Source organism: Scandinavium sp. UTDF21-P1B (assembly GCF_040750395.1).
GTDB lineage: Bacteria > Pseudomonadota > Gammaproteobacteria > Enterobacterales > Enterobacteriaceae > Scandinavium.
Window position 1 is genome coordinate 20,985 of record NZ_JBFLVD010000035.1, and the last position, 26,237, is coordinate 47,221.

At 56.9% G+C, this 26,237-nt stretch carries 15 protein-coding genes; 8 read left to right on the forward strand and 7 right to left on the reverse strand.

Annotation, left to right across the window (positions count from 1 at the left end; all coding sequences use genetic code 11):
- Position 1 precedes the first annotated feature (1 nt).
- The 4 genes from mdtC to yegD form a co-directional block, all read right to left on the reverse strand.
- Entirely contained in the window at positions 2 to 3,079 is a 3,078-nt protein-coding gene (gene mdtC / locus AB1287_RS20870) for a multidrug efflux RND transporter permease subunit MdtC (protein ID WP_312627657.1), read from the reverse strand.
- Entirely contained in the window at positions 3,080 to 6,202 is a 3,123-nt protein-coding gene (locus tag AB1287_RS20875; protein ID WP_435618960.1) for an MdtB/MuxB family multidrug efflux RND transporter permease subunit, read from the reverse strand.
- The gene (locus AB1287_RS20880; protein ID WP_312627659.1) at positions 6,202 to 7,446 is read right to left on the reverse strand and encodes an MdtA/MuxA family multidrug efflux RND transporter periplasmic adaptor subunit; all 1,245 of its coding nucleotides are present in this window, start codon (positions 7,444 to 7,446) and stop codon (positions 6,202 to 6,204) included. Before AB1287_RS20880 ends, AB1287_RS20875 begins: the two co-directional genes overlap by 1 nt.
- 328 nt (positions 7,447 to 7,774) lie before the next feature.
- Positions 7,775 to 9,127 carry a molecular chaperone gene (yegD, locus tag AB1287_RS20885; RefSeq protein WP_312627787.1) on the reverse strand — a complete coding sequence of 451 codons (1,353 nt, stop codon included), beginning with the start codon at positions 9,125 to 9,127 and terminating at the stop codon, positions 7,775 to 7,777.
- A 128-nt stretch (positions 9,128 to 9,255) separates the two neighbouring features.
- On the opposite strand from yegD, the gene AB1287_RS20890 reads away from it, so the two are divergent.
- A complete protein-coding gene (locus AB1287_RS20890; protein ID WP_435618961.1) occupies positions 9,256 to 10,809 on the forward strand; it encodes a methyl-accepting chemotaxis protein in 1,554 nt (517 codons plus the stop codon).
- Positions 10,810 to 10,866: 57 nt separating this feature from the next.
- Positions 10,867 to 11,709, forward strand: a complete 843-nt coding sequence (gene alkA, locus AB1287_RS20895) for a DNA-3-methyladenine glycosylase 2 (RefSeq protein ID WP_435618962.1) — start codon at positions 10,867 to 10,869, stop codon at positions 11,707 to 11,709.
- Here alkA and AB1287_RS20900 read toward each other — a convergent pair.
- Together AB1287_RS20900 and AB1287_RS20905 are read right to left on the reverse strand one after the other, a co-directional pair.
- The gene (locus tag AB1287_RS20900) at positions 11,706 to 12,953 is read right to left on the reverse strand and encodes an MFS transporter (RefSeq protein ID WP_312627661.1); all 1,248 of its coding nucleotides are present in this window, start codon (positions 12,951 to 12,953) and stop codon (positions 11,706 to 11,708) included. The genes alkA and AB1287_RS20900 overlap by 4 nt on opposite strands.
- A gap of 226 nt (positions 12,954 to 13,179) precedes the next feature.
- A complete protein-coding gene (locus AB1287_RS20905; protein ID WP_435618963.1) occupies positions 13,180 to 16,503 on the reverse strand; it encodes a diguanylate cyclase in 3,324 nt (1,107 codons plus the stop codon).
- A gap of 343 nt (positions 16,504 to 16,846) precedes the next feature.
- On the opposite strand from AB1287_RS20905, the gene udk reads away from it, so the two are divergent.
- From udk to asmA, 3 genes are all read left to right on the forward strand, one after another.
- Complete coding sequence (gene udk, locus AB1287_RS20910) at positions 16,847 to 17,488, forward strand: uridine kinase (protein ID WP_312627665.1); 642 nt, start codon at positions 16,847 to 16,849, stop codon at positions 17,486 to 17,488.
- Positions 17,489 to 17,559: 71 nt separating this feature from the next.
- Entirely contained in the window at positions 17,560 to 18,141 is a 582-nt protein-coding gene (gene dcd / locus AB1287_RS20915; RefSeq protein ID WP_312627667.1) for a dCTP deaminase, read from the forward strand.
- A 25-nt stretch (positions 18,142 to 18,166) separates the two neighbouring features.
- The gene (gene asmA / locus AB1287_RS20920; protein ID WP_435618964.1) at positions 18,167 to 20,014 is read left to right on the forward strand and encodes an outer membrane assembly protein AsmA; all 1,848 of its coding nucleotides are present in this window, start codon (positions 18,167 to 18,169) and stop codon (positions 20,012 to 20,014) included.
- Between the two features lie 136 nt (positions 20,015 to 20,150).
- Here asmA and AB1287_RS20925 read toward each other — a convergent pair whose 3' ends face one another.
- Positions 20,151 to 21,737: a TerC family protein gene (locus tag AB1287_RS20925; protein ID WP_312627670.1), complete on the reverse strand. Its 1,587-nt coding sequence runs from the start codon at positions 21,735 to 21,737 to the stop codon at positions 20,151 to 20,153.
- Between the two features lie 672 nt (positions 21,738 to 22,409).
- Here AB1287_RS20925 and AB1287_RS20930 point away from each other — a divergent pair.
- From AB1287_RS20930 to wzc, 3 genes are read left to right on the forward strand one after another with little or no spacing between them, the layout of a single operon-like run.
- Positions 22,410 to 23,543 carry a polysaccharide export protein gene (locus tag AB1287_RS20930; RefSeq protein ID WP_312627671.1) on the forward strand — a complete coding sequence of 378 codons (1,134 nt, stop codon included), beginning with the start codon at positions 22,410 to 22,412 and terminating at the stop codon, positions 23,541 to 23,543.
- A 5-nt stretch (positions 23,544 to 23,548) separates the two neighbouring features.
- Positions 23,549 to 23,992 carry a low molecular weight protein-tyrosine-phosphatase Wzb gene (gene wzb / locus AB1287_RS20935; RefSeq protein ID WP_312627673.1) on the forward strand — a complete coding sequence of 148 codons (444 nt, stop codon included), beginning with the start codon at positions 23,549 to 23,551 and terminating at the stop codon, positions 23,990 to 23,992.
- 2 nt (positions 23,993 to 23,994) lie between these two features.
- Complete coding sequence (gene wzc / locus AB1287_RS20940; RefSeq protein ID WP_435618965.1) at positions 23,995 to 26,157, forward strand: tyrosine-protein kinase Wzc; 2,163 nt, start codon at positions 23,995 to 23,997, stop codon at positions 26,155 to 26,157.
- Positions 26,158 to 26,237 lie beyond the last annotated feature (80 nt).

Below are 26,237 nucleotides of genomic sequence, written 5' to 3' on the forward strand. Positions count from 1 at the left end.
GTTACTCAGTTACCGGTTGATGAGATTTACGCGTGAAACGCAGCCGCAGGCGATCGAAGAACAGATACACCACCGGGGTGGTATACAGCGTCAGAAGCTGGCTCATCACCAGACCGCCGACGATGGTTATCCCCAGCGGCTGACGCAGCTCTGAGCCGTCTCCGCCGGACAACACCAGCGGCAGAGCGCCAAACAGCGCCGCCAAAGTGGTCATCATTATTGGCCTGAAGCGCAGCAGGCAGGCCTGGAAAATGGCGTCTTCAGGCGCCAGATCGCCGTTGCGCTGCGCCTCCAGCGCAAAGTCGACCATCATGATGGCATTTTTTTTCACGATACCAATCAGCAGCATGATCCCGATGAGCGCAATCAGGCTGAACGGTGCACCAAACAGCTCCAGCGCCAGCAGCGCGCCGACGCCCGCTGACGGCAGGGTGGAGAGGATCGTTAAAGGATGAACGTAGCTCTCATACAGCATCCCCAGCACGATATACACCGTCAGGATCGCCGCAATAATCAGGATCACCTGAGAGTTCATGGTCTGCTGGAACACCTGCGCCGTCCCCGCGAAGCTGCCACGGATAGTTTGCGGCACGCCAAGCTGCGTCATCGTTCTGTCGATGGCATCGCTCGCCTCCGACAGGGATTTGCCCGTCGGCAGGTTGAAGGAGATAGTTGAGGCCGCCGACAGGCCCTGATGATTGACGGAGAGCGGCGCGTTAGCCGGTTGCCATTTCGCGAAGTAAGAAAGCGGAATGGTTTTGCCTTCGCTGTTAATCACGAACATCTGGTTAAGGGCGCTGATATCCTGGGTGTAAACCGGGTCGACCTCCATCACCACCTTGTACTGGTTGAGCGGCTGGTAAATAGTGGAAATCTGCCGCTGACCAAAGGCGTTATTCAGCAGGCTATTGGCGTCTTCGACGCTGATGCCAAGCCGCGACATGGTTTCCCGGTCATACACCAGGTCCATTTCCGCACCGTTATCCTGTTGGTCAGAGTTCACGTCGGTGAGATCGGGTAGCGCCGATAGCGCCTTGGTGATTTTCGGCGTCCACTCCCGCAGATCGGCGAGATTATCGGACAGCAGCGTGTACTGATAGCCTGCATTCGCCTGGCGTCCGCCCACGCGGATGTCCTGCACCGCCATCAGAAACAGGTTTGCGCCGGGCTCTTTGGCGAGCTTTTTACGCAACCGGTCAATGACCTGCTGCGCCGTTTCGTTGCGCTCGTCGCGTGGCTTCAGGGTGATAAACATCATTCCGCTGTTTACGCGTGAACCACCGGTAAAGCCGGTGACGTTATCTACCGCTTTGTCTTCACGAATGATTTTCATGAAGTCCTGCAGTTTGCCGCGCATCGCCTGGAAAGAGATGCTCTGATCCGCCTGAATGTTGCCCATCACCACCCCGGTGTCCTGCTCCGGGAAGAAGGTTTTCGGAATGGAGATATAGAGCCAGACGTTCAGGGCGATAGTGCCAAGCAGCACCACGCCAACGAGGCGGGCATGGTTCAGCACCCATTTCAGGGATTTGCCGTAACCACGTTGCATCGCGACCAGCACGCGACCAAAGCCCCGATCGCGTGTTGGCTGGTGCTTGCGGGAAGATTTAAGCATCCAGCCGCACATCATCGGCGTCAGCGTGAGCGATACGGCAAGCGAAATGCCGATAGCGACGGAGAGCGTCACGGCAAACTCCCGCAACAGTCTCCCCGGCAATCCGCCCATCAGCAGCAGCGGCAGGAAAACGGCGACCAGCGACAGGCTCATCGACAGGACGGTAAACCCGACTTCCCGGCTCCCCTGGAGTGCGGCCTGCATTGGCTTCATGCCTGCTTCCACGTGGCGAGAAATGTTTTCCAGCACCACGATGGCGTCGTCCACTACAAAGCCGGTGGCAATGGTTAACGCCATTAACGACAGGTTATTGAGGCTGAACCCGCACAAATACATCGCGGCAAAGGTGCCGACCAGCGATACCGGTACGGCGACGGCGGGGATAAGCGTCGCACGGCCCGAGCGCAGGAACAGGAACACGACCAGAATCACCAGCGCGACCGAAATCACCAGCGCCTGTTCCACTTCATCAAGCGAGGCGCGAATGGTGGGCGACCGGTCCTGAGCGATTTGCAAATCGATGGCCGCCGGAATGGTTTCTTTCAGCTCCGGCAACTGGGCGCGAATGGCGTTCACGGTCTCAATGATGTTGGCTTCCGGCAGTTTGCGGATCATCAGCAAGATAGCCGGTTTGGCGTTGGTCATCCCGGCGTTGCGGACGTCCTGCACCGAGTCGGTGACGTTGGCAACGTCGCTCAGGCGCACCGAGGCACCGTTGTTGTAGTGGATTATCAGCGGCTTGTATTCCGCGGCGGTTTTCAGCTCATCGTTGGTGGCGAGCTGCCAGCGCTGGCTGTTGTCCTCAATGGCGCCCTGCGGTTTACGTACGTTGGCGTTGCCGATCGCCGTACGTACATCGTCCAGAGACACGCCCTGATTGAACAGCGCCTGCGGGTTAAGATCGACGCGCACTGCGGGCAGGGAACTGCCGCCGACGTCGACATCGCCGACGCCGTCAATCTGCGAAAGGGTTTGCGCCAGCTGCGTTGACGCGTAATCGTAAAGCTGGCCCTGAGAGTAAGTGTCCGAGGTCAGCGTCAGGATCATGATCGGCGCATCCGACGGGTTTGCTTTGCGGTAAGTAGGGCGGCCTGGCATACCGGTTGGCAGCAGGCTTTGCGCAGCGTTGATTGCCGCCTGCACGTCGCGTGCGGCGCCGTTAATATCGCGGTCAAAGTCGAACTGCAAAATGATGCGCGTGCTGCCAAGCGAGCTCATCGAAGTCATTTCGTTGACCCCGGCGATGCGGCCGAGTGAGCGCTCAAGCGGCGTGGCGACCGATGAAGCCATGGTTTCCGGCGAAGCGCCCGGCAGCGAGGCGCTGATCATGATCACCGGGTAATCCACCTGCGGCAGCGGGGCCACCGGCAATAACCGGAAGCCCAGCGCGCCGCAGAGGGTGATGGCGAGCGAAATTAAAATCGTCGCCACCGGCCGGTAAATGAAGAGGGCGAAAAACTTCACTTACGCCTCCTCTTCACGCGATGGCAGATGGCGTTTCAGGGTCAGCGACAGACGATCGAACAGCAGGTAGATAACCGGTGTTGTAAACAGCGTCAGCACCTGGCTCACCAGCAAACCGCCAACCATGCCAATTCCCAGCGGGCGACGCAGCTCAGCGCCAACGCCGGTACTCAGCATCAGCGGCAGCGCCCCAAGCAGCGCGGCAAGCGTGGTCATCAGAATTGGGCGGAAGCGCAGCAGGCAGGCCTGATAAATCGCCTCACGCGGTGGCATGCCCTGTTCCCGTTCGGCGGCAAGCGCAAAGTCGATCATCATGATGGCGTTTTTCTTCACGATACCGATAAGCAGAATGATGCCGATGATGGCGATAACGTCGAGTTCACTCCCCGAAATCCATAGCGCCAACAGCGCACCGACGCCCGCGGTGGGCAGCGTGGAGAGAATGGTGATCGGGTGAATGAAACTCTCATACAAAATGCCGAGTACGATATACATCGCCACGACAGCAGCCAGAACCAGCCAGACGGTGCTGCCGAGCGCGGCCTGGAAGGCCAGCGAACTGCCCTGGAATTCGGTACGGATATCTGTCGGAAGGTTCAGCGCTTTTTCCGCATCGGTGATGGCCTGTACCGCATCGCCCAGCGATGAATCCTGGGCGACGTTAAAGGAAATGGTCGTCACCGGGAACTGATCGAGGTGGTTAATCGACAGGGGGGCAAAGCGTTCTTCCACTTTGGCAATGGCGTTCAGTGGTACAACGTTGCCGCTGCTGCTGGTGATACGGATGTTATCCAGCGCCGACAGCCCCGGCGTTTCGCGGGTGTCGTGCTCCAGTACTACACGATACTGGTTGGATTGCGTATAAATGGTGGAAATTAGCCGCTGACCGAAGGCGTTATACAGCGCATTATCGACGTCCGCCATGCTGATGCCAAGCCGGCTGGCGCTGTCGCGGTCAACGTTCACATAGGCCGACAGGCCTTTGTCCTGCCAGTCGCTGCTTACGTCTTCGAGCTGCGGCAGCTTTTGCAGCTCCGCCATGAGCTGCGGCACCCATTCGCTTAGGGCATCCAGCGAATTAGCCTGTAGGCTGAACTGGTACTGCGTGCGGCTGACGGTGGTATCAATGGTCAGGTCCTGCGTCGGCTGCAGATAAAGCTCGACGCCAGGTACGCGGTCAATCGCCTGCTGCAGGCGACGAATCACTTTCTGTACGCGGTCGTCGCGCTCTGCCAGCGGCTTAAGGTTAATTTGCAGGCGTGCGCTGTTGAGCGCCGGGTTGGTGCCATCGACGCCGACGAAGGAAGTCAGGCTTTCTACCGCCGGATCTTTCAGGATGATGTCGGAAACCTGCTCCTGACGCTGGGCCATGCTGGCAAACGAAGCGGACTGCGGTGCCTGTAAAGTGCCCTGAATGATGCCGTTATCCTGAATCGGGAAGAAGCCCTTCGGAATAAAGATCCACAGCATAATCGACAGCGCCAGGGTACTGAGCGCTACGCCAAGCGTCAGCCACGGGTGGTTCAGTACTTTAGCCAGCATGTGCCCGTAAGCGGCAATCACGCGTTCGAAAAAGCGCTCGCTGGCGCGGGAGAAGCGGTTCTGTTTGCGCAGCGATTCATGGCTCAGCATGCGCGCGCACATCATCGGCGTCAGCGTCAGCGACACCACGGCGGAGATTAAAATCGCCACTGCCAGAGTAATCGCAAACTCGCGGAATAAACGCCCGACGATGTCGCCCATAAACAGCAGCGGAATCAGTACCGCAATCAGCGAGAAGGTCAGTGAGATGATGGTAAAACCGATTTCGCCTGCGCCCTTGAGCGCCGCCGCCATCGGCTTCTCGCCTTTTTCGATGTAGCGCGAGATGTTCTCGATAACCACGATGGCGTCATCGACCACGAAGCCCGTGGCGATGGTCAGCGCCATTAGCGTCAGATTGTTGATGGAAAAATCGAGGAAAACCATGACCGCAAAGGTGCCAACCAGGGACAGCGGCACCGCCACGCCGGGAATAATCGTTGCCGGGACGTTGCGCAGGAAGACGTAAATGATCATCACAACCAGCGCGATGGCCAGCATCAGCTCGAACTGGGTGTCGCTCACCGATGCACGGATATTGTTGGTGCGGTCAGACAATACCTTCACCTGCACGGACTTCGGCAGGCTGCTGGTGAGCTGAGGCAGCATCTGGCGGATGCTGTCGGCGGTGGCGATGATGTTCGCGCCGGGCTGGCGCTGAACGTTCATCACAATCGCCTGTTGTTTATTGGCCCACGCGCCAAGCCAGGTGTTTTCTGCGCCTTGCTCAATGGTAGCGACGTCGCCGAGGCGGACGGGCGATCCGTTCACATAGGCGATGATCAGCTTGCGGTATTCGGCGGCGGACTGCATTTGATCGTTGGCGGAGAGCGTGACCGCGCGGGTCGGGCCATCGAGGCTACCTTTCGCTGAGTTAACGTTGGCGTTGGTGATGGCGGTGCGTACGGTTTCGCTGGTCAGCCCCATTGCGGCGATAGCCTGCGCGTTAAGCTTCACGCGTACGGCAGGTCGCTGGCCGCCCGCAAGCGTCACCAGGCCGACGCCGGACACCTGAGAAATTTTCTGTGCCACGCGCGTTTCTACCATGTCTTCCACCTGCGTCATCGGCAGGGCAGAAGAGGTGACGGCGAGCGTCATGATCGGCGGATCCGCCGGATTGACCTTGCTGTAGACCGGCGGGTTCGGTAAATCGCTCGGCAGCAGATTTGTGGCGGCGTTAATGGCGGCCTGAACTTCCTGTTCGGCAACGTCGAGCGACAGCTCAAGCTGGAACTGCAGCGTCACCACGGATGCGCCCCCTGCGCTCTGGGAAGACATCTGCTTCAGGCCGGACATTTGCCCAAACTGGCGCTCAAGCGGGGCGGTAATGGAAGAGGTCACCACATCCGGGCTGGCACCAGGATAGAGCGTAACCACCTGGATAGTCGGATAGTCGACTTCAGGCAGCGCAGAGACCGGCAAAAAACGGTAGCCGATAATTCCCGCCAGCATAATGGCCACCATCATGAGCGTGGTGGCGACCGGGCGCAGGATAAACAGGCGGGATGGCCCGCCCGTATTGCCGGGAGGTAAAACGTGCATCAGGAGCGGGCTCCTTTTTTGCCGCTGTGCTCAGCCGCCGGTTTCTGATCGGAGGTGGAGGTATGGGCTTCAACCACCTCAACTTTGGCCCCTTCGGTCAGGCGGTCGATGCCGTCTGTGACGACCTTATCGCCTGCCGACAGGCCGTCGCTGATAACCACTTTCTGACTGTCCTGAATGCCCGGCACGACGATGTGTTTGCTGACTTTGTTTTCGTCATTCAGTACCCAGACGAAGTTGCCTTCGTTGCCCATCTGCAGGGCGGCGGCAGGAATGACCACGGCGTTTTGTTCGGTATCCACCAGCAGGCGAGCGTTGACGAACTGATTCGGGAACAGCGCGTCGTCCATGTTGTTAAAACGCGCTTTCAGCTTGATGGTCCCGGTGGTGGTGTCTATCTGGTTGTCCAGACTCAGTAATGCGCCGGTGCTGAGCTTCTGCTTATTGGTCCGATCCCATGCTTCTACCGCCAGGTTTTGCCCGGCTTTTTGCGCTTTGACCACCGTTGCAATATCGTTTTCCGGCAGGGTGAAGACCAGATCAATCGGGTGAGTTTGGGTTAATACCACAATGCCCGTGGTATCGCTGGTGGAGATTTGGTTCCCGATATCCACCTGTTTCAGGCCCACGCGGCCATCAATGGGGGCGGTGATGCGCGTCCAGTCGAGCTGCAATTGTGCGCTGGCAACGGCGGCTTCATCCGCTTTCACGGTGCCGAGACTTTCGGTGACCAGCGACTGCTGGGTATCCATTTCCTGGCGAGAGATAAGATTGGTTTTAACCAGCTGTTGATAGCGAGCAAGATCGCGGCGTGCGTTGGCGAGCGTGGCGTTATCTTTTGCCAGCTGACCCTGTGCCTGAGCGAGCGCCACTTTGAACTGGCTCGGATCGATTTCCGCCAGTAAATCGCCCGCTTTCACCTGTTGGCCTTCCTGGAAATGCAGCGCCAGCAGCTGGCCGTTAACGCGGCTGTGAACCGTAACCGTATTTGCCGCTGTGATCGTGCCAAGACCGGTCAGGTAGCGGGGCACGGCTTCGCTGGTGGCAGTTGCCGCCTGAACGGGGGCTAATGCGCCGCCGAAGCGCCCACCGTGACGACCCCCTCCGGCATGCTGACCCTGAGATGCTGCGGGAGCAGCGCCCGATTCGGACGTGCCGCTGCTGTGCCAGAAATACACGGCGACGCCTGCGATCGCCACTACGCCCAGCGCGCTTAACCAACGGGATTTATTGCTGCCTTTCATCGTTATACGTATCTCGTCCTGAAACCTTTCGCGGAATGATACTAGTTTAGTAACGGAACACCCCGGAATAATGGAGGAAATATGAAAGACTGTCTGGAAACGTCTGAATGACGGCAGGAAAGGCGAGGGTTGTGAAAGTAAAAACAGAGGCTAATGACAAACTTCAGTTGCCTGATGGCGCTACGCTTATCAGGCCTACAGGATTCAGGCAATAGACTGGAATTGAAGGAAGTTGTAGGCCGGATCAGGCGTTTACGCCGCCATCCGGCAGAAAGAGGACGAGGTTTGTCATTAATCTGAAGCCCTGTTAAGGGCTTCAATAAAGGAGTTAGCCAAATATCACCTGCGCCCAGCGGGCTAACCCTGCGGTGACCGAGCCAAAATCATCGCCACCGGCTATCTCAATGCCCGGCAGCTGCTGCGCCAGCGCTTTTTTGATCAGCGGTGAACGGGCGCTGCCGCCGGTTAAATAGATAACGTCCGGTTTTTCACGACCGTTATCCAGCGCCAGCTGTACCTGCTCAAGAATACGCGTTAACGGCTGATTGAGTGCGGCTTCCAGCCCCAACTGGTTGATGTCAGCGGCCAGCTCAGGACTGAGGAACGGCAGCGTGGTAGTCACATTCGTTTTATCCGAGAGCGCAATTTTGCTCTCTTCTGCGCTGCGCACCAGGCGATAGCTCAGGCGCTGCTGCCAGGTTTTCAGCAGCAGGGCGACTTTGTCTGTATCGCGTGCATCACGAACCAAATCCCGCAGCAGTCGACCATTAGCCGTGCTGTAAAAATCGGTCTGAGCAGGAACGTCGTTGATGGCGACAGCATTCCACCACGGTAGTACCGGCAGAGCGATGCCCTTTTCGGTTTCACCGCCCATGCCGAGCAGCGGCATCAGGCATTTGAATGCCAGTGCGATATCCAGATCGTTCCCGCCCACGCGGCAACCGCTGTGGCCGAGCAGGCTGCTTTGACGCTCGCGACGTTCGCGCCACTGCGGGCCCATCAACAATAAGGAGCAGTCGGTCGTCCCGCCGCCGATATCGACCACCAGGACGCGTTTTTCAGCCGTCAGCGTGGCTTCGAAATCCAGACCTGCGGCAACCGGTTCGAACTGGAATACCACGTCCGCAAATCCGGCGCGCTGTGCAGCGCGTTCGAGAATTCCCTGCGCCTGTTCGTTGGCGTCATCGCCGCCGAGGCCCTGGAAGTTAATCGGGCGACCAATCACCGCCTGGGTAATGTTCTCGCTGAGCTGAGTTTCTGCCTGCTGCTTGATGTGCAGCATCATGGCGCAAACCAGATCCTCGAACAGCGCCACCTGCTGCGGTTTCAGCCCGCTGGCTCCCAAAAACGATTTTGGCGATTTAACAAAGTAGACTTCTTCCGGATCGTCGATGTACTGCTTCAGCGAGGAGAGGCCGAACTGTACGCTGTTATGCTGCACGTCGATATCTTCTTCGCGATTAAAGCGGATAGCGCGGCGCAGTAAGGCTTCCGTCTCTTCGCCCGTTGCCGGAACGTCATGCTGACGGTACAGCCATTCGCTCACAGCCTCGCGCGTAGGGGCACAAAGCATTGAGGGCAGCAGCGTGCTGCCATTTTCAAGGGTTAAAAGCTGCGGTGAATTACCGCGCATCACGGCCACTGAGCAGTTTGCCGTGCCGTAGTCAAAACCAATAAACACCGTGTAACTTCCCCATGCCAGTGAAGAAAGGGCGACGACTTTAGCCGAATGCGTCAGTGGCGACAATAAATTTTAGTTTTTTTGCGTTCCACCGATACAACTCAACTGAAACCAGTCAAGGGAACGTTATGTCACTCAAGAAATCTGCCTTTATTGTATTACTCTCACTCTTTATTTTTTTTGCTGTCACCTCGTTGACCAATCTCTGGCTTGTCGTGGGCAGCAACAGCGCCCTTAACCAGGTGAATACGGAAATAAAAACGGTGCTGTCGATTATCGATCCCGTTAACCATAGCCGTACCCTGCGCGTGCGCCTGATGGAGCAGATGCGCGAGCGTGAAAGCGCCGGGAGTGAAACGCAAATGCGCGATCCGCAGGCTATCCAGGCGCTGCTGGACAAAGCGGATGCTGCTTTTGCCGCGCTCAGCAACAGCCCGAAGCTCGCCGGCGAAGGGGCATTGTATGAAAACTACTCCCGGCGCTGGACGGCCTACCGCCAGCAGGGGGTGCTGCCGCTGATTGAGGCGGTCAGGCGTAACGATCTTGTGCGCTTTCGGGAGCTGATCCCGCAGATCAGCGTTCTGGACGCGCAGTTTGAATCGGCCCTCGACAAGGTACTTGAGGTTCATCAGCGCTATGCGCTGACGCTGAATAACGACGCACAGCAGCGTTTCCAGCTGGGCATTGCCGGGAACCTCTTCTTTGCCTTGCTGTTTGGTCTGGCAATTGTCGTTGTACAAATGCTGCTTTCCCGACGGGTAATAAGGCCGATGGCGGCGGCGGGTGAGGTCTGCCAGAAGATCGCTGAGGGCGATCTGGCGATATCCGTGCCGGTAAAGGCTGAAGGTGGAAATGAAATGGATGCGCTGATGCGGGCAGTGGAAAGCATGCGTGGTGCGCTGGCCGGAGTGATTAGCCAGGTGCGTAGCGCCAGCGATGCCGTTGCGCACTCATCCCGGGAAATTGTTGCGGGCAGCTGCGATCTGGCTTCGCGCACCGAGGAGCAGGCTGCTGCGCTGACGCAAACCGCCGCCAGCATGGAGCAGCTGTCCGCTACCGTGAAGGCGAACGGCGACAGCGTTACCCAGGCCAGCCAGCAAACCCGCGAGGCGGTGGACAATGCGCGTAACGGTGAGGCGGTCACGCGCGACGTGATTGCCACCATGACGCGCATAGAAGCCAATTCCCGGCTGATCGTTGAGAGCGTCAGTGTCATCAACACCATTGCTTTCCAGACCAATATTCTGGCGCTGAATGCGGCGGTAGAAGCCGCCCGCGCGGGTACCCAGGGGAAAGGCTTTGCGGTGGTTGCCAGCGAAGTTCGCGAGCTGGCGCAGAAAAGTGCGTTGGCAGCCAGGGAAATTGAGGGCCTGATTGGGGAGTCCGTCCAGGCCGTGAAAGCGGGCTCGCAGCAGGTGCTGATGGCGGGGGAGGCCATCGCGGCGATTATTTCATCCGTCAATAAGGTGAATACCCTGATGGATCATGTCTCGACGGCCTCCGACGAGCAAAGCCGGGGGATAGGGCAGATTGAACTGGCGGTGAACGATATGGATAAGGTCACCCAGCAAAACGCGATGCTGGTGCAGCAATCAACCTCGGCAGCGATGTCGATGGAGGAGAAGATGCACCAGCTGACCGGCTCGGTTTCACTCTTCAGATTGGTACCAGAAAAAATATAAAAGCAAGGCGATGGCGCAGCCTGGCGGTTATGCTTGGGGTAAACAAGAGGAGACCGCATGTATACACTGCGCTGGCAGCCGCCCTTTGACTGGGCGTGGATGTTTGGCTTTCTTTCCGCTCGTGCGGTGGAGGGTGTGGAAGCTTTTAGCGATGGCAGCTATATCCGCAGCCTGGCGCTGGGGGAGCATCGTGGGCTGATACGGGCTACGCCAGATGAAGCCACGTGCACGCTACACGTTGAGCTGACGGCGGGCCTGAGGCCGGTCAGCGCGCTGTGTCTGGAAAAGCTGGAGAACCTGTTCGATTTACGCTGCGAACCACAGCAGATTTCAACGGCGCTCGGTGAGCTGGCGGCGGCCCGCCCGGGCCTGCGGCTACCGGGCTGTGTCGATCCGTTTGAGCAGGGCGTGCGGGCGATTCTCGGGCAACTGGTCAGCGTGGCGATGGCCGCGAAGCTCACCAGCCGGGTAGCAATGGCTTACGGTACGCCGCTTGATGATGAGTCGGGGCTTACCTGCTTCCCCACGCCGCAGCAGCTGGTCGTTGCGGATCCGCTGACGTTAAAAGCGCTTGGGATGCCGATCAAACGCGCCGAAGCGTTGGTTCACCTGGCGCAGGCCGCAATCGCCGGTGAGCTGCCTTTAACGCCGCCACAAAACATTGAGGCGGCGATGAAGGCCATTCAGGCGTTCCCCGGCATTGGCCGCTGGACTGCGAACTACTTTGCGCTGCGCGGCTGGCAGGCGAAAGACGTCTTTCTGCCGGACGACTATCTGATCAAACAGCGCTTTTCCGGCATGACGCCTGCGCAAATCCGTCGCTATGCGGAGCGCTGGCAGCCGTGGCGCTCCTATGCGCTACTGCACATCTGGTACAGCGACGCATTTCAGCCCGACTAGTGCGTATGCTGCTCGCGGGTTGTACCCTGCGGCTGGTGGCCAGAAATGACCACGCCGCGGGTTTCGCGACCGAAAGCCACAAACAGGCAAATCAGGATTGCCACCGTCCCCGCTACCAGCGCCATTGCCATCCCGTAGTTGCCGCCGTTAGCTTCAGCGATGCGTGCCTGTAGCGTTGCATTCACCGAAGCCAGCAGATTCCCCAACTGATAGACAAAGCCCGGCAGCACGGCGCGCGCGTTGGCGGGCACCAGCTCGTTGAGGTAGGTTGGCACCACGCCCCAGGCACCCTGCACCATAAACTGCATCAGGAAAGCGCCAAGCCCAATGTTAAATGAGCCAGTCGAGAACGCCCACAGCGGCAGCACGGGCAGGGCGAGAAATGCGGCGATAATCATCGCTTTTTTACGGCCAATCCTTTCGGACAGGGAGCCAAAGAAGATCCCGCCGATCATGGCGGCAATGTTGTAGCTGATGGCGATCAGGCTGACGGTATGCGGGTCAAATCCGTGCTGTACTTTCAGGAAGGTCGGGTATAAATCCTGCGTACCGTGGCTGAAAAAGTTGAAGCAGGCCATCAGCAACACGAGGTAAATGCACAGCTTCCAGTGGCTACGCAGAATGGGCAGCAGGGCAGTGCTCTCCTGACGCTCACGCGCCGCAAGCCATACGGGCGACTCCGGTACTTTGAACCAGATATACGGCAGCAGGAAGATGGGCAGCGCGCCAATCAGGAACATGCCACGCCAGCCGACGGTGCTGTAAAACAGCCCGAAGATGACGGAAGCCAGCAGATAACCGCAGGGATATCCGGCCTGGAAGATGCCCGACATCAGTCCACGTGAACGGTCAGGAATGGTTTCCATCGCAAGAGAAGATGCCACGCCCCAAATCCCGCCCATGGCGATGCCGTAAAGCACGCGGAATGTCAGGAAGGCGGTGAAAGAGGGGGACCATGCCGAAAGCAGTTCGAAGATGCTGAAGAAGAGAATGTTGAGCATCAGGATAGGGCGGCGACCAAACTTTTCCGCCATTCTCCCGAACAGCAGCGCGCCTATCGGCCTTACGGCCAGGGTCAGCATAATGGCAATGGACACCTCGGAGACCGAAGCGTGAAACCAGTTGGCCAGATCGCTGAGTACAAAAACGAGGATGAAAAAGTCGAAAGCGTCGAGCATCCAGCTGGAAAAGCTGGCGACAGCGACGTGTTTCTGAGTCGTGCTCCAGTTAAAAAGCGTATTCATAGTCGGTGTCCTGATAAAGCTGTGCTGAGACAGCGTGGGGCAGGCAGGCGAGGCGCGGCATACTGCGACGGGTCTGTCACCGGAAGAGTATTTTTGTTGTTCTTTTGTATATTACATGTAAAGAATAATTGATTAGCAGGTTAATGGTTAAATTTTGTAAGCATTAGCGTCGTAATAAGTAGACATGGCCTGCGACAGATGCCGCAGGCGGAGAGGTATAAACGTGTCAGTTGATGGCGAAATAGCTGCTGTTGAGCGCCACGTCGAGCGGCTGGTTGACGGCAATAATGTCGCCGTAAATCAGATCCACGCCGATGCCGGAGAGGGTATCCATCATTAATGCCTGGTGAGTTGGCCCGGCAATGGTTTTCATTCCAAGACGCTGGGCGTGGCCCTGGACGATGGTCACCAACATTTCATCCATCAGGCTGGTATGGACGTTGCCGATGATTTCCGGATCCAGCATGACGTAATCGGCGCTGCCGACGGAAAGATGCTCAAACAGCTCCAGATCCTGGCCGACCTGGCTGATGATGATTTTACAGCCCGCTTTACGCAGCTGATTCAACCCTTCCTGCACGCCCGTTTGTAACAGGCTTTCTGCGCTGAAGACCAGATGCAGCAGACGCGCGGGCATCGCACTGTGGGTCAGGCCATCAAGGATTTCGTTGACCAGTACGGGCCCGGTGAGCCCCGCCGCCGAAAGTGGTAGCGTGATGCTTATTCCGCGTGCGGCAACAACGTGTGCCCAGTTACGGAAAAAATCCTGATAGATACGGCGGTCAAGCGCATGGATGAGCTCCTGATCGGCCAGCCCCTTACGGAAAGCCTGCTCCTCAACCATTTCCCCTTCGCTGGTCCATAAACGCAGAGAAAGCAGCCAGAAATGACTGCTTTCCGGCACGCGGGGAGAGGCCACGCCGCGCGCCATCAGCACCAGATGGTTGTCGCGTACCATGCGCCACTGCTCATCGAGCGACATCATACTGCGCTGCTGGTGAAGCCTGTCTAACTGCGGCTCATAGACGCTGATAGTCCCACGCCCGTTATTTTTCGAGGTATAGCAGGCAATGTCCGCCTGAGACATCACTTCTGAGGCCAGATTATTGCTTTCGTCAATCAGGGTGATCCCGGCGCTGGCACCAATGCGGTGCAGGCGGCCTTCCCACATAAAGTGGTAATCGTTAATCGCCTGAACAATACGCCCGGAAATATAGCGGGCGCTTTCGACGTTGCAGTCAGGCAGCAGCAGCCCGAATTCATCTCCACCCAGACGGGCGAGAATATCGCTGGTACGCAGCATCCCGAGCATCATGGAAGAGATCTCGAGCAGCAGGGCATCGCCCGCCGCGTGACCTGCAGTGTCATTCACCGCCTTGAAGCGATCGAGATCGATATAGACCAGCGCGTGACGCTGATGGGTTTCCTGGACGGTCTGCAGCAGGCGCTTGAGATGATGCTCGAAGCTCACGCGGTTTGCCAGGTGGGTGAGGGCGTCATGCGAGGCGCTGTAGCTCAACTGGCGCAGCATTTTGCGCGATTCGGTGACGTCCTGAATCACCAGTACTGAGCCGATGTTTTGCCCGTCCAGGGTGCTGAGCGGAGTAATGCTGTAATGAATATCGTAGCTGCCGCCGTTGCGACAGTGCAGCACCACGTCCTGCTCGATATCGGTTCGGGAGATATCACCGCTGTGGATGTTTTCCATCAGCGGGCCATTGTCGCCAAAGGTGATACGCAGCACGTGCAGCAGCGGCTGCTTCATCGCTTCGTCCTGATTCCAGCCGCTCATCTTTTCCGCTACCGGATTCATAAAGATGACGTTCATGTCGACGTCGGTACAGAGCACCGCTTCGCCGATGGAATCGAGGGTGATGTGCAGGCGCTCTTTTTCCTGGAACAGCGCCTCGTTGAGCTGTTTGACCTCGGTCATGTCCATATTGATGCCGAGCAGGCGATCCACTTCGCCCTGTTTGTTCAGCACCCGGTTAGCCAGCGAACGGATATGCCGAATACCTTCCTTTACCTGAATGCGAAATTCCAGCTTGAACGGTGAACGGGCGCGCAGCGCGTTGCGGATCACCTGCTCCACCTGCTCTCTGTCTTCTTCTACCAGACAATTGTGCCAGAGCTGCCAGGTGGGTTTAAGGTGAGACGGGATTTCATACAGCTCGAACATCCGCTTGTCCCAGGAGATCAGATCGGGCCCCAGCTCCCATTCCCAAATGCCGATTCCCCCCGCTTCGTTAGCGAGCGTAATTCGCTCCATCAGGCGCTTATTCACCCATTCGGTGTGCTTCAGGTCGTTGATATCTTCAATCTGGGCGATGAAATAGAGCGGCGTGCCATCGGCGTGCCGCACCAGTGAAACCGCCAGCAGCGCCCATACGACGTCACCTTTACGCGTGTAGTAGCGTTTTTCCATGGTGTAGGTATTGATTTCGCCGCTGACAAGCTGCTCAAGCTGGGCAAGATCGTTATCGAGGTCTTCCGGCCAGGTCAACTGCTGGAAAGTCATGGCGCGCAGTTCGTTCTGGCTGTAGCCGAGGAAATTACACAGCGCTTTGTTTGCCTGTAGCCACTGACCTTCCGTGCTAACCAGCGCCATGCCGATGGCCGAATATTCCATCGCGTTGCGAAAACGCTCTTCACTTTCGGTGATGTGCTTGCGTTCGGCGCGGAAGGCGTACATCACCATCGTCATTACGTTGGCGGGCAGCAGCATCATCAGGAACGGCAGCCACGGCGCGTTGCTCATCGCATAGGCCTGCGGTGTTACCAGGGTGACGGGATGGGTAGCCATCATCAGCGACACCATCATCACGGTTATCAGAAAGACGCTGAATGCTTCCATGCGCGGTAGACGGACGGCGCTCCACATCAGAAGCACGATGACACAGGTAAACGGCCACGGCAGCCACAACATTGCTATTGCGCTCAGGGCCAGGGTGACCGCCAACGTCAGCAGCGTTTCCAGCAGCAAACGCGGGTTACGGTGGCGTAGCAGATAGTGATTTTTGTAGAGCAGTCCCAGCGGTACCAGCGCCAGTGCGCCGATAGACTCAGACAGCACCCAAAGCAACAAGGTGTTTAGCCAGTTATCGCCGGGTGCCAGGATGATGACCAGAGCGCCGCCAACCAGGGGCGGAACTATGGCGCAGGCTACGGCCAGACGAATCCAGTCGTGCAGGTTTTGCAGCGGATTATAGCCTGGTAAAAATTTACGCAGCAGCAGCGCGCCCAGGGCGGCTTCCACGAGATTAATTCCGGTGAAAATCAGATTGGCGTCGCTGAAGGGGAACAGCACCATTGAGGCCAATACGCTTGAAACCGAACAGACCGCGGCGATGGCCGGCCACATTTTCCCGGCGTGACGGTAGAAGGCCACCATCATGATCGAAGTGGGGAACCATAAAGGTGCTAGAATTGTTCCAAAACGCGTTAATTCGAGTGAGAAAAGCGTAAAGATAAAGGTCAGAAGCCCAAGGCTTGCCATGCGCAACAGCGGGTGACCAGGGGACTCGGAGGCTCTATTTTCGGATATCTTCATTTACCGCTTTCCGCCAGGGCCTTCCGGCCGCGACTTTTCACGAGGAATTGGCCTGAATTCATTAGGATTGTAAATGGGATCATGCTAGTACAAACAATTTACATTTCCTATGCCATCTGCTCATTATTTAACAGCATTGAGAGATAAATTCGCAGTTTGCGCAAAAACGGTCAGGAGCGTCGGAAAAGTGAACATATTAATTTGCGAATAGTCACTTTTTATCCCAACGCGCGGGAATGTCGTTTTCGACTGGTATCGGGGGGCTGAAATCCCTATAATTGCGGCGTTTGGCGCTCAGGCGTCACCCTTCCTCACATCCAGGTTAATCAGGTCGCAAAAACTTATGACTGATAAGTCTCATCAGTGCGTCATTATAGGCATCGCCGGCGCATCGGCTTCGGGTAAAAGTCTCATCTCCAGCACCCTTTACCGCGAATTACGTGAACAGGTTGGCGATGAACATATTGGCGTCATCCCCGAAGACAGCTATTACAAAGACCAGAGTCATCTGTCGATGGAAGATCGCGTCAAAACGAACTATGACCACCCAAGCGCCATGGATCACAGCCTGCTGTATCAGCACCTGCAGATGCTCAAGCGCGGTGAAGCGATCGAACTGCCGGTTTACAGCTATGTGGAACATACCCGTATGCCGCAGACGGTGCATATCAAGCCGAAGAAAGTGATCATCCTTGAAGGGATTTTGCTGCTGACGGATGCTCGTCTGCGTGAAGAGATGAACTTCTCCATTTTCGTTGATACGCCGCTGGATATTTGCCTGATGCGTCGTATCAAGCGTGACGTGAACGAGCGCGGGCGTTCGATGGACTCCGTGATGGCGCAGTATCAGAAAACGGTGCGCCCGATGTTCCTGCAGTTTATCGAACCGTCCAAACAGTACGCCGATATTATCGTGCCGCGCGGTGGGAAGAACCGCATTGCCATCGATATTCTGAAGGCCAAAATCAGTCAGTTTTTTGAATAATTCCCCTGAATTATGTACTGTGCACTATGACCCGGCAGAGGCCGGGCTTGCGGCATTAAAGGAGATAGCGCATGCGTCTGTGTGACCGAGATATTGAAGCCTGGCTGGACGAAGGCCGACTGGCAATTTCCCCACGCCCTCCGGTGGAGCGCATCAACGGTGCGACGGTGGACGTGCGCCTCGGCAATAAATTCCGTACCTTTAGCGGGCACACGGCGGCCTTTATCGATCTCAGCGGCCCGAAAGCGGAAGTCAGCGCCGCGCTCGACAAAGTGATGAGCGAAGAAATCGTGCTTGCCGAGGGCGATGCGTTTTATCTTCATCCGGGTGAGCTGGCTCTCGCCGTCACCCTGGAATCCGTCACTATTCCTGCCGATCTGGTGGGCTGGCTCGACGGTCGTTCCTCTCTTGCGCGACTGGGTCTGATGGTTCACGTTACCGCGCACCGCATCGATCCTGGCTGGTCCGGCTGCATCGTGCTTGAATTCTATAACTCGGGCAAGCTGCCGCTGGCGCTGCGTCCGGGAATGCTGATTGGCGCCCTGAGCTTTGAACCGCTCTCCGGCCCGGCGGCTCGCCCTTACAACCGCCGTGAAGACGCCAAGTACCGTGACCAGCAGGGCGCGGTAGCCAGTCGTATTGACAAAGACTGAGCGTAACGAACGCGCCGGAGACATCATGAGACGAATTCTGACAACGCTGATGATTTTGCTGGTCGTGATTGTGGCCGGCCTGTCGGCGTTGGTGCTGTTGGTCAACCCGAACGATTTTCGTGACTACCTGGTCCGCCAGGTGGCGGATCGCAGCGGCTATCAGCTTCAGCTGGATGGACCGCTGCGCTGGCACGTCTGGCCGCAGCTCAGTATTTTGTCCGGCAGAATGACCCTGACGGAGCCGGGTGCCAGCGCGCCGCTGGTGAAGGCCGACAACATGCGCCTTGATGTGGCGCTGATGCCGCTGCTGTCTCACCAACTGAAGGTCAACCAGGTGATGCTAAAAGGGGCGGTCATCGAACTGACCCCGGCGACCGAAGCCATCAAGGACGCTCAGGCACCGGTAGCACCTCGCGAGAATACGCTGCCGCAGGCACCCGAAGATCGGGGCTGGTCCTTCGATATCGCGAAGTTACAGGTCGCTGACAGCGTGCTGGTGTTCCAGCATGAGGACGACGAACAGGTCACCGTCCGCGATATCAAGCTGCAAATGGATCAGGACGATCACTATCAGGCCAACGTTGATTTCTCTGGTCGTATCAACCGCGATCAGCGGGATTTGAATCTCTCCTTCACCGCAAAAGTCAACGCCGGGGAATACCCACACGCGCTGACCGCAAGCTTCAGCCAGCTCAACTGGCAGCTTAAGGGCGCCGATCTGCCGCCACAGGGCATTGCCGGGCAGGCATCCCTGCAGGCTGAGTGGCTCGAAGAGCAGAAGCGTCTGAGCTTCAGTCAGCTGCAGCTGACCGCCAACGACAGCAAGCTGGGCGGCGAGGGTAGCGTGCTGCTCGGCGATAAACCTCAGTGGCAGCTCGATGTGCATTCCGACAAGCTGAATCTGGACAATTTACTTTCGCAGGCGAACCCCAGCGCGGACAGCGCGGTCAGCCAGCAGGGGCAGAGTCAGCCTCGCCAGCAGCGCCCGGTGATTGCCGACAGCACGAATCAGCCGGATTACAGCAGCCTGCGCGCATTCAGTGCAGCGCTGCAGCTGAAAGCCGGCCAGATCCTCTGGCGTGGTATGAACTTCACCGACGTCAACGTGCAGGCCACTAACAACTACGGCTTGCTTACTCTTGCTGAGCTTCAGGGCAAGCTGGATGGCGGCACGCTGTCGCTGCCCGGCAGACTGGATGCGCGGCAGAGCATGCCGGTTTCTGCGTTTGAACCGAAGCTCGACAACATTCAGATTGGCACGCTGCTGAAAGCGTTTAATTACTCCATCAACCTGACTGGCAAACTTTCACTGACCGGTGAGTTTGAGGGCGGCAAAATTGACGCCGACAGCTTCCGCCGCAGCTGGCAGGGGCAGGCGAAGTTGACGCTACTGGATTCCCGTGCGGAAGGGCTTAACTTCCAGCAGCTGGTGCAGCAGGCGGTGGAACGCAGTACTAACGTGAAGGCAAAGGAAAGCCTGGAGAGCGCGACCCGGCTTGACGAATTTACCAGCAGCATGACGCTGGATAATGGCACCCTGTCGCTGAATGACATGAGCGGAAAATCGCCGATGATGGCCCTTGGCGGCAAAGGGGCGATGGATCTGGTGAAGGAAGATGCTGATATGCGCTTTGACGTAACAGTGCTGGGGGGCTGGCAGGGGGAAAGCAAGCTGATCGATACCCTGAAAAACACCGCCATTCCACTTCGGGTCTACGGCAAGTGGGATGCGCTTAACTACAGCCTTCAGGTTGACCAGGTATTGCGTAAACAGCTGCAAAGCGAAGCCCGCGATCGTCTGAAAGCCTGGGCGGACAAAAACCAGGACAGTCAGTCCGGCAAAGATGTTAAAAAGCTGCTCGACAAACTGTAAGTCCGCTTAATCTTAACACCGGGTGTGAATGCCCGGCGGCAATTCGTTTGCGCGGGCCTGCAGGGTTCGGCAGGCCGGATAAGGCATCAGCGCCACCGGGCAAAAAGAGCCTCTGTGCCGTTTACCGGCCGCTTCATTACACTTCGTAATTCAATTCATCTTCATCGCGCTGTGGTGGAATAACCAGTACCCGCTGCACGCGATGATTTTCCACCTGCAGCGTTTTCAGCATAAAACCACCTACCTCGACGCTTTCACCTGCCTGCGGCACTCGCTGTAAATGCTCCATAATCAACCCGGCAATGGTGTGGTACTCCCGCTTCTCGTCCAGCGGCATCGGCACAAACTGCACCAGATCCTCCAGCGGCATATGCCCGTTGGCCGTCCAGCTGCCGTCGGCATTCTTCTGAATATCATGGCGGGCATCTGTTTCCTGCGCTTCGTTCGGCAGGTTACCGGCGATCGTTTCCATCACGTCGCTCAGCGTCACAATCCCTTCCACGGATCCAAACTCATCGACTACGAAGGCAAAGTGCGTTCTGGCATTACGAAACTGTTCCAGAGCGGGCAAAAGCGGCAGCGTTTCCGGGAAAACCAGAGGCTGGCGCAGCAGCGCGCGCAAATCCAGCGGGTCGCCACGCAGCGACTGTGCGAGCAAATCAATGACGTGCACCACGCCCACCAGTTCCTCTTCGTTTTCTCCGCCGGTGATGACCAGGCGGGTATGCTGGTTTTTTTCCAGCAGGGCGCGCACTTCCTCTTCCGGCGCGCTGAGGTCGATGTGCTCAATATCGTGACGGGAGGTCATGATGCTGCTGACGCTGCGCTGATTGAGGTTCAGCACCCGTTCGATCATGCGTCGCTCCTGCGGCTCGAACACGGGCTCATCTTTATGGTCGGCAATCAGCGAGGCGGTTTGCGCATCCAGTTCCGCATCCTCTTTTTGCCCGCTCAGCAGCCGCATAACGGCTTCCGTCGTTCGGCTGCGCAGGCTCTGGTTAGCGGACAAAAAACGGCGACGATTGAAGTTCGCCAGCTGGTTCAGGGCCTCAATCATCACCGAGAAGCCGATCGCTGCGTACAGATAGCCTTTCGGAATGTAGAAGCCAAACCCTTCCGCGACGAGGCTAAAGCCAATCATCAGCAAAAAGCTCAGACACAGGATGACGATGGTCGGGTGGCTGTTCACAAAGCGCGTCAGTGCTTTGCTGGCGAAGAGCATCATAGAGATGGCAATAACGACTGCCGCCATCATCACCAGCAGATGGTCGACCATGCCGACGGCAGTGATCACTGAATCGAGAGAGAAAACGGCGTCCAGCACCACAATTTGCGCCACCACCGCCCAGAACTTCGCGCCCCTGCGCTGCGTCGGGCCGTCATTGTTCTTACCTTCCAGCCGCTCATTAAGCTCTACCGTGGCCTTAAACAGCAAAAAAAGACCGCCACCGAGCATAATGAGGTCGCGCGCGCTGAAGCTAAGATCGCGGAAGCTAAAGAGTGGGCGGGTGAGGGTCACCAGCCAGGAAATCGAGGCCAGCAGCAGCAAGCGCATCACCATGGCCAGAATCAAGCCGGTGATGCGCGCCCGGTTGCGCTCTGCCGGGGGCAGCTTTTCTGCGAGAATCGCGATAAAAACCAGATTATCGATCCCGAGCACCAGCTCGATAACCACTAAAGTAATGAGGCCTGCCCAGATTGAGGGATCGGCAATCCATTCCATATGTTGTTTAACACCTTCTGCGATATGAAAATTGTCACACCAGGATCATGGATAACGGTGGACGGAATTGCAATATATATTGAGGATAATCTTAAATTGAAGTTATTGCTCAACAACATATTATCCATATTGTTTCTGTTATTAATTATATTGTCACTTTGTTATGCGTGTTTTTGTTCGGGAACGTTATGTCATTTCTGTCAATATAAAGATAATCCTAAAAAGAATCTGACTTTCTTAATATTTATCCTAAAAGCAGGCCTGTCAGGCATTGCGTCCTTGTCGAAAATAACGGTTGCTGCAACAATTCACATGCATAAATAAACGTTATCCGTATGCCACTTACACTTTATTTCTGAAGCGATATTGGGCATGTCTGTTTTATATGCCATCTCACATTGTTCTGGGCGGAATTATCACCGGAACTCTGTATAACCTTATGATTAAGCAGTGGATTGGTAACTGAAAGCCAAGGGCGGTAGCGTGCCTGATGGCCGCGAAATTAGCCTGAATTATTCTGTCAACTGCTGCTGGATCGATAACGGTCTTTTAGGAATGATACCAGTTATATTTCGTTTCGGTTAACGGCATTCTCAATCGAAATGATCGGAATGCATTCTGGTTTGTTTTATTCGCACAGGATAATTTCTCCGCCAAAGTGAAAAATAATCAATGATGAAATCTCAACTGAAATTGATGCCATTATTGGTGTCTGCAATCCTGATGAGCGGTTGCACGGTTCTCCCCGGCAGCAATATGTCGACCTTCGGCAAAGATGTGATTAAGCAGCAGGATGCTGATTTTGACATCGACCGGATGGTGAATGTTTATCCGCTGACCCCGCGACTGATTGAACAACTGCGTCCGCGTCCAAACGTGGCGCAACCGAATATGTCGCTGGATCAGGAGTTAAGCAATTATCAGTACCGCGTGGGCCCCGGTGACGTGCTGAGCGTAACCGTCTGGGATCACCCGGAGCTTACCACTCCGGCGGGCCAGTACCGCAGCTCCAGCGACACCGGTAACTGGGTGCAGCCTGACGGCTCGATTTTCTATCCGTACATCGGCCGCGTGCAGGTGGCCGGGAAAACGCTCTCTGAAATCCGCAGCATGATCACGGGTCGCCTGGCGACCTACATCACCGATCCGCAGGTGGATGTGAACGTGGCGGCGTTCCGCTCGCAAAAGGCCTACGTTTCAGGCCAGGTGAATAAATCCGGGCAGCAGGCCATCACCAACGTGCCGCTGACCGTGCTGGACGCCATCAACAACGCCGGCGGCATGACCGATCTGGCCGACTGGCGCAACGTCGTGCTGACGCACAACGGTAAAGAAGAGCGCATTTCTCTGCAGGCGCTGATGCAAAACGGCGACCTCAGCCAGAACCGCCTGCTCTACCCGGGCGATATTCTCTTCGTGCCGCGCAACGACGATCTGAAGGTCTTCGTGATGGGCGAAGTGAAAAAACAGAGCACCCTCAAAATGGACTTCAGCGGTATGACGCTAACCGAGGCGCTGGGCCAGGCGGAAGGTATCGACATGACCGCCTCCAACGCCAGCGGCATCTTCGTGATCCGTCCACTGAAAAACGACAAGAGCGGCAAGATTGCTAGCGTCTATCAGCTGGATATGTCCGATGCGACGTCGCTGGTCATGGCCACCAACTTCACGCTGCAGCCGTACGACGTGGTGTACGTTACTACCGCGCCGGTCGCGCGCTGGAACAGGCTTATCAACCAACTGCTGCCAACCATCAGTGGCGTTCGCTACATGACGGATACGGCGAAAGATATCCATACCTGGTAACCCTTATGTTCAACAAAATTCTGGTGGTATGCGTCGGCAATATCTGCCGCTCCCCGACGGCGGAGCGGCTGCTGAAAAATTATCTTCCGTCTCTTAGCGTCGAGTCTGCGGGCCTGGGCGCACTGGTCGGTAAAGGGGCAGATGAATCCGCCGCAAGCGTGGCAGCGGTACACCAGATTTCCCTGGACGGGCATTGCGCCCGTCAGCTCTCCGGCAAGATGTGCCGCGAATACGATCTCATTCTGACCATGGAAAAAAGCCACATTGCCCGGCTGTGTGAGATCGCACCGGAGATGCGCGGCAAAGTGATGCTGTTTGGTCACTGGGACAATGAGCGTGAAATTCCCGACCCTTATCGCAAGAGTCGTGAAGCCTTTGAAGCGGTTTACCACTTACTCGATCAGTCTGCGCGCCAGTGGGCGCAGGCACTGAAAGTACAGCAGGGATAACAATGACAGATAACGTAAAACAGGCGCACCCGCACGCGTCGGGCAGTGATGAAATTGATATTGGCCGCCTGGTCGGTACGGTGGTGGAGGCCAAATGGTGGGTGCTTGGCATTACCTCGCTGTTTGCCGCCGCAGCGGTGATTTATACCCTGTTCGCCACGCCTATCTACAGTGCGGATGCATTGGTGCAGATTGAGCAGGACACCAGCAGCTCGCTGGTGCAGGATTTAAATTCGGCCCTGAGCAACAAACCCCCCGCGTCCGACGCGGAGATCCAACTGATTCAGTCGCGTATGGTGCTCGGCAAAACGGTGGACGATCTGAATCTGGATATCGCGGTCACCAAAAACACGATGCCGGTGTTTGGGGCTGGCTGGGAGCGCCTGATGGGGCGCGCGAACGAAAGCGTCAGCGTCGAAACCTTCACCGTTCCGGCGGGCATGCATGACCAGGTTTTCACTCTTGAAGTGCTCGGGCATAACCGCTACCAGCTGACCAGCGACGGCGGATTCAGCGCGCGCGGTGAAGTTGGCCAGCCGCTCAGTAAGTCGGGTGTTACCCTGCTGGTCAGCGCCATTCACGCGCAGGCGGGCGGTGAGTTTACCGTCACCAAATACTCCACGCTCGGCATGATTAACACGCTGCAAAACAACCTTTCCGTGACGGAAAACGGTAAAGACACCGGCGTCCTGAGCCTGACCTATACAGGTGAAGATAAAAACCAGATCCGCGAAATTCTCAACAGCATTGCGCAGAACTATCTGGCGCAGAACGTGGAGCGCAAATCGGAAGAGGCCTCCCGCAGCCTGAGCTTTCTCGCGAAGCAGCTGCCGGAAGTGCGCGAGCGTCTGGATTCCGCTGAAAACAAGCTCAACGCCTACCGCCAGCAGAAAGATTCTGTGGATATGTCTCTGGAAGCGAAGTCTGTTCTTGATTCGGTGGTGAACATTGATGCCCAGCTCAACCAGCTGACCTTCAGCGAAGCGGAGATTTCCAAGCTCTACACCAAAAAACATCCTGCCTATCGCACGCTGCTGGAAAAACGCCGCACGCTGGAAGAAGAGAAGGCCAATCTGAACAAACGCATCACCGCGATGCCGGAAACCCAGCAGGAAATCGTACGCCTGACGCGCGACGTAGAGTCCGGCCAGCAGGTTTATATGCAGCTGCTGAACAAACAGCAGGAGCTGAAGATTCAGGAAGCGAGCACCGTCGGCGATGTGCGCATCGTTGACCCGGCAATCACCCAGCCGGGCGTGCTGAAGCCGAAAAAGGCGCTGATTATCCTCGGCGGCATTATTCTCGGCCTGATGTTCTCCATTCTCGGCGTGCTGCTGCGCTCGCTGTTTAACCGCGGCATTGAAAGCCCGCAGGTGCTGGAGGATAACGGCATCAACGTTTATGCCAGCATTCCGCTCTCTGAGTGGCAGAAGCAGCGCGATCAGGTCAAAACGGTTAAGGGCGTTAAGCGCTTCAAGCAGAGCCAGCTGCTGGCGGTGGGTAACCCAACGGACCTCGCGATTGAAGCGGTGCGCAGCCTGCGTACCAGCCTGCACTTTGCCATGATGCAGGCCAGCAACAACGTGTTGATGTTAACCGGGGTCAGCCCGTCAATCGGTAAAACGTTCGTCTGCGCCAACCTGGCGGCGGTGATCAGCCAGACCGGCAAGCGTGTGCTGCTGATCGACTGCGATATGCGTAAGGGCTATACCCACGAACTGCTGGGAACGACGAATGAGAGCGGCCTGTCAGATGTGCTGGTCGGCAAAGCGGATATCGCGAACTGTGCTAAACGCACGTCCATTACTAACTTCGACCTGGTGACCCGCGGGCAGGTGCCGCCGAATCCGTCTGAGCTGTTGATGAGCGATCGCTTCAGCGAGCTGGTGAACTGGGCGAGCAAAAACTACGACCTGGTGCTGATCGATACGCCGCCAATCCTCGCGGTAACCGATGCCGGCATTATTGGGCGTCATGCGGGCACCACGCTGATGGTGGCTCGTTATGCGGTCAATACCCTGAAGGAAGTGGAAACCAGCCTCAGCCGCTTTGAGCAAAACGGTATTCAGGTGAAAGGCGTGATCCTCAACTCCATCTTCCGCCGGGCTACCGGCTACCAGGATTACGGCTACTACGAGTACGAGTACAAGTCTGACAGTAAATAACGATCCGTTTAAACCCCTCTCCCTAACCCTCTCCCGAAGGGAGAGGGGACCGACCAGGCCGATTTTCTCCCTCTCCTTTC

Coding starts and splice junctions, on each gene's coding strand:
- dcd (WP_312627667.1), top strand. CDS start 17,560: ATGCGTCTGTGTGACCGAGATATTGAAGCCTGGCTGGACGAAGGCCGA.
- wzc (WP_435618965.1), top strand. CDS start 23,995: ATGACAGATAACGTAAAACAGGCGCACCCGCACGCGTCGGGCAGTGAT.
- AB1287_RS20905 (WP_435618963.1), bottom strand. CDS start 16,503: ATGAAGATATCCGAAAATAGAGCCTCCGAGTCCCCTGGTCACCCGCTG.
- udk (WP_312627665.1), top strand. CDS start 16,847: ATGACTGATAAGTCTCATCAGTGCGTCATTATAGGCATCGCCGGCGCA.
- AB1287_RS20925 (WP_312627670.1), bottom strand. CDS start 21,737: ATGGAATGGATTGCCGATCCCTCAATCTGGGCAGGCCTCATTACTTTA.
- AB1287_RS20930 (WP_312627671.1), top strand. CDS start 22,410: ATGATGAAATCTCAACTGAAATTGATGCCATTATTGGTGTCTGCAATC.
- alkA (WP_435618962.1), top strand. CDS start 10,867: ATGTATACACTGCGCTGGCAGCCGCCCTTTGACTGGGCGTGGATGTTT.
- AB1287_RS20890 (WP_435618961.1), top strand. CDS start 9,256: ATGTCACTCAAGAAATCTGCCTTTATTGTATTACTCTCACTCTTTATT.
- wzb (WP_312627673.1), top strand. CDS start 23,549: ATGTTCAACAAAATTCTGGTGGTATGCGTCGGCAATATCTGCCGCTCC.
- AB1287_RS20900 (WP_312627661.1), bottom strand. CDS start 12,953: ATGAATACGCTTTTTAACTGGAGCACGACTCAGAAACACGTCGCTGTC.
- asmA (WP_435618964.1), top strand. CDS start 18,167: ATGAGACGAATTCTGACAACGCTGATGATTTTGCTGGTCGTGATTGTG.
- AB1287_RS20880 (WP_312627659.1), bottom strand. CDS start 7,446: ATGAAAGGCAGCAATAAATCCCGTTGGTTAAGCGCGCTGGGCGTAGTG.
- AB1287_RS20875 (WP_435618960.1), bottom strand. CDS start 6,202: ATGCACGTTTTACCTCCCGGCAATACGGGCGGGCCATCCCGCCTGTTT.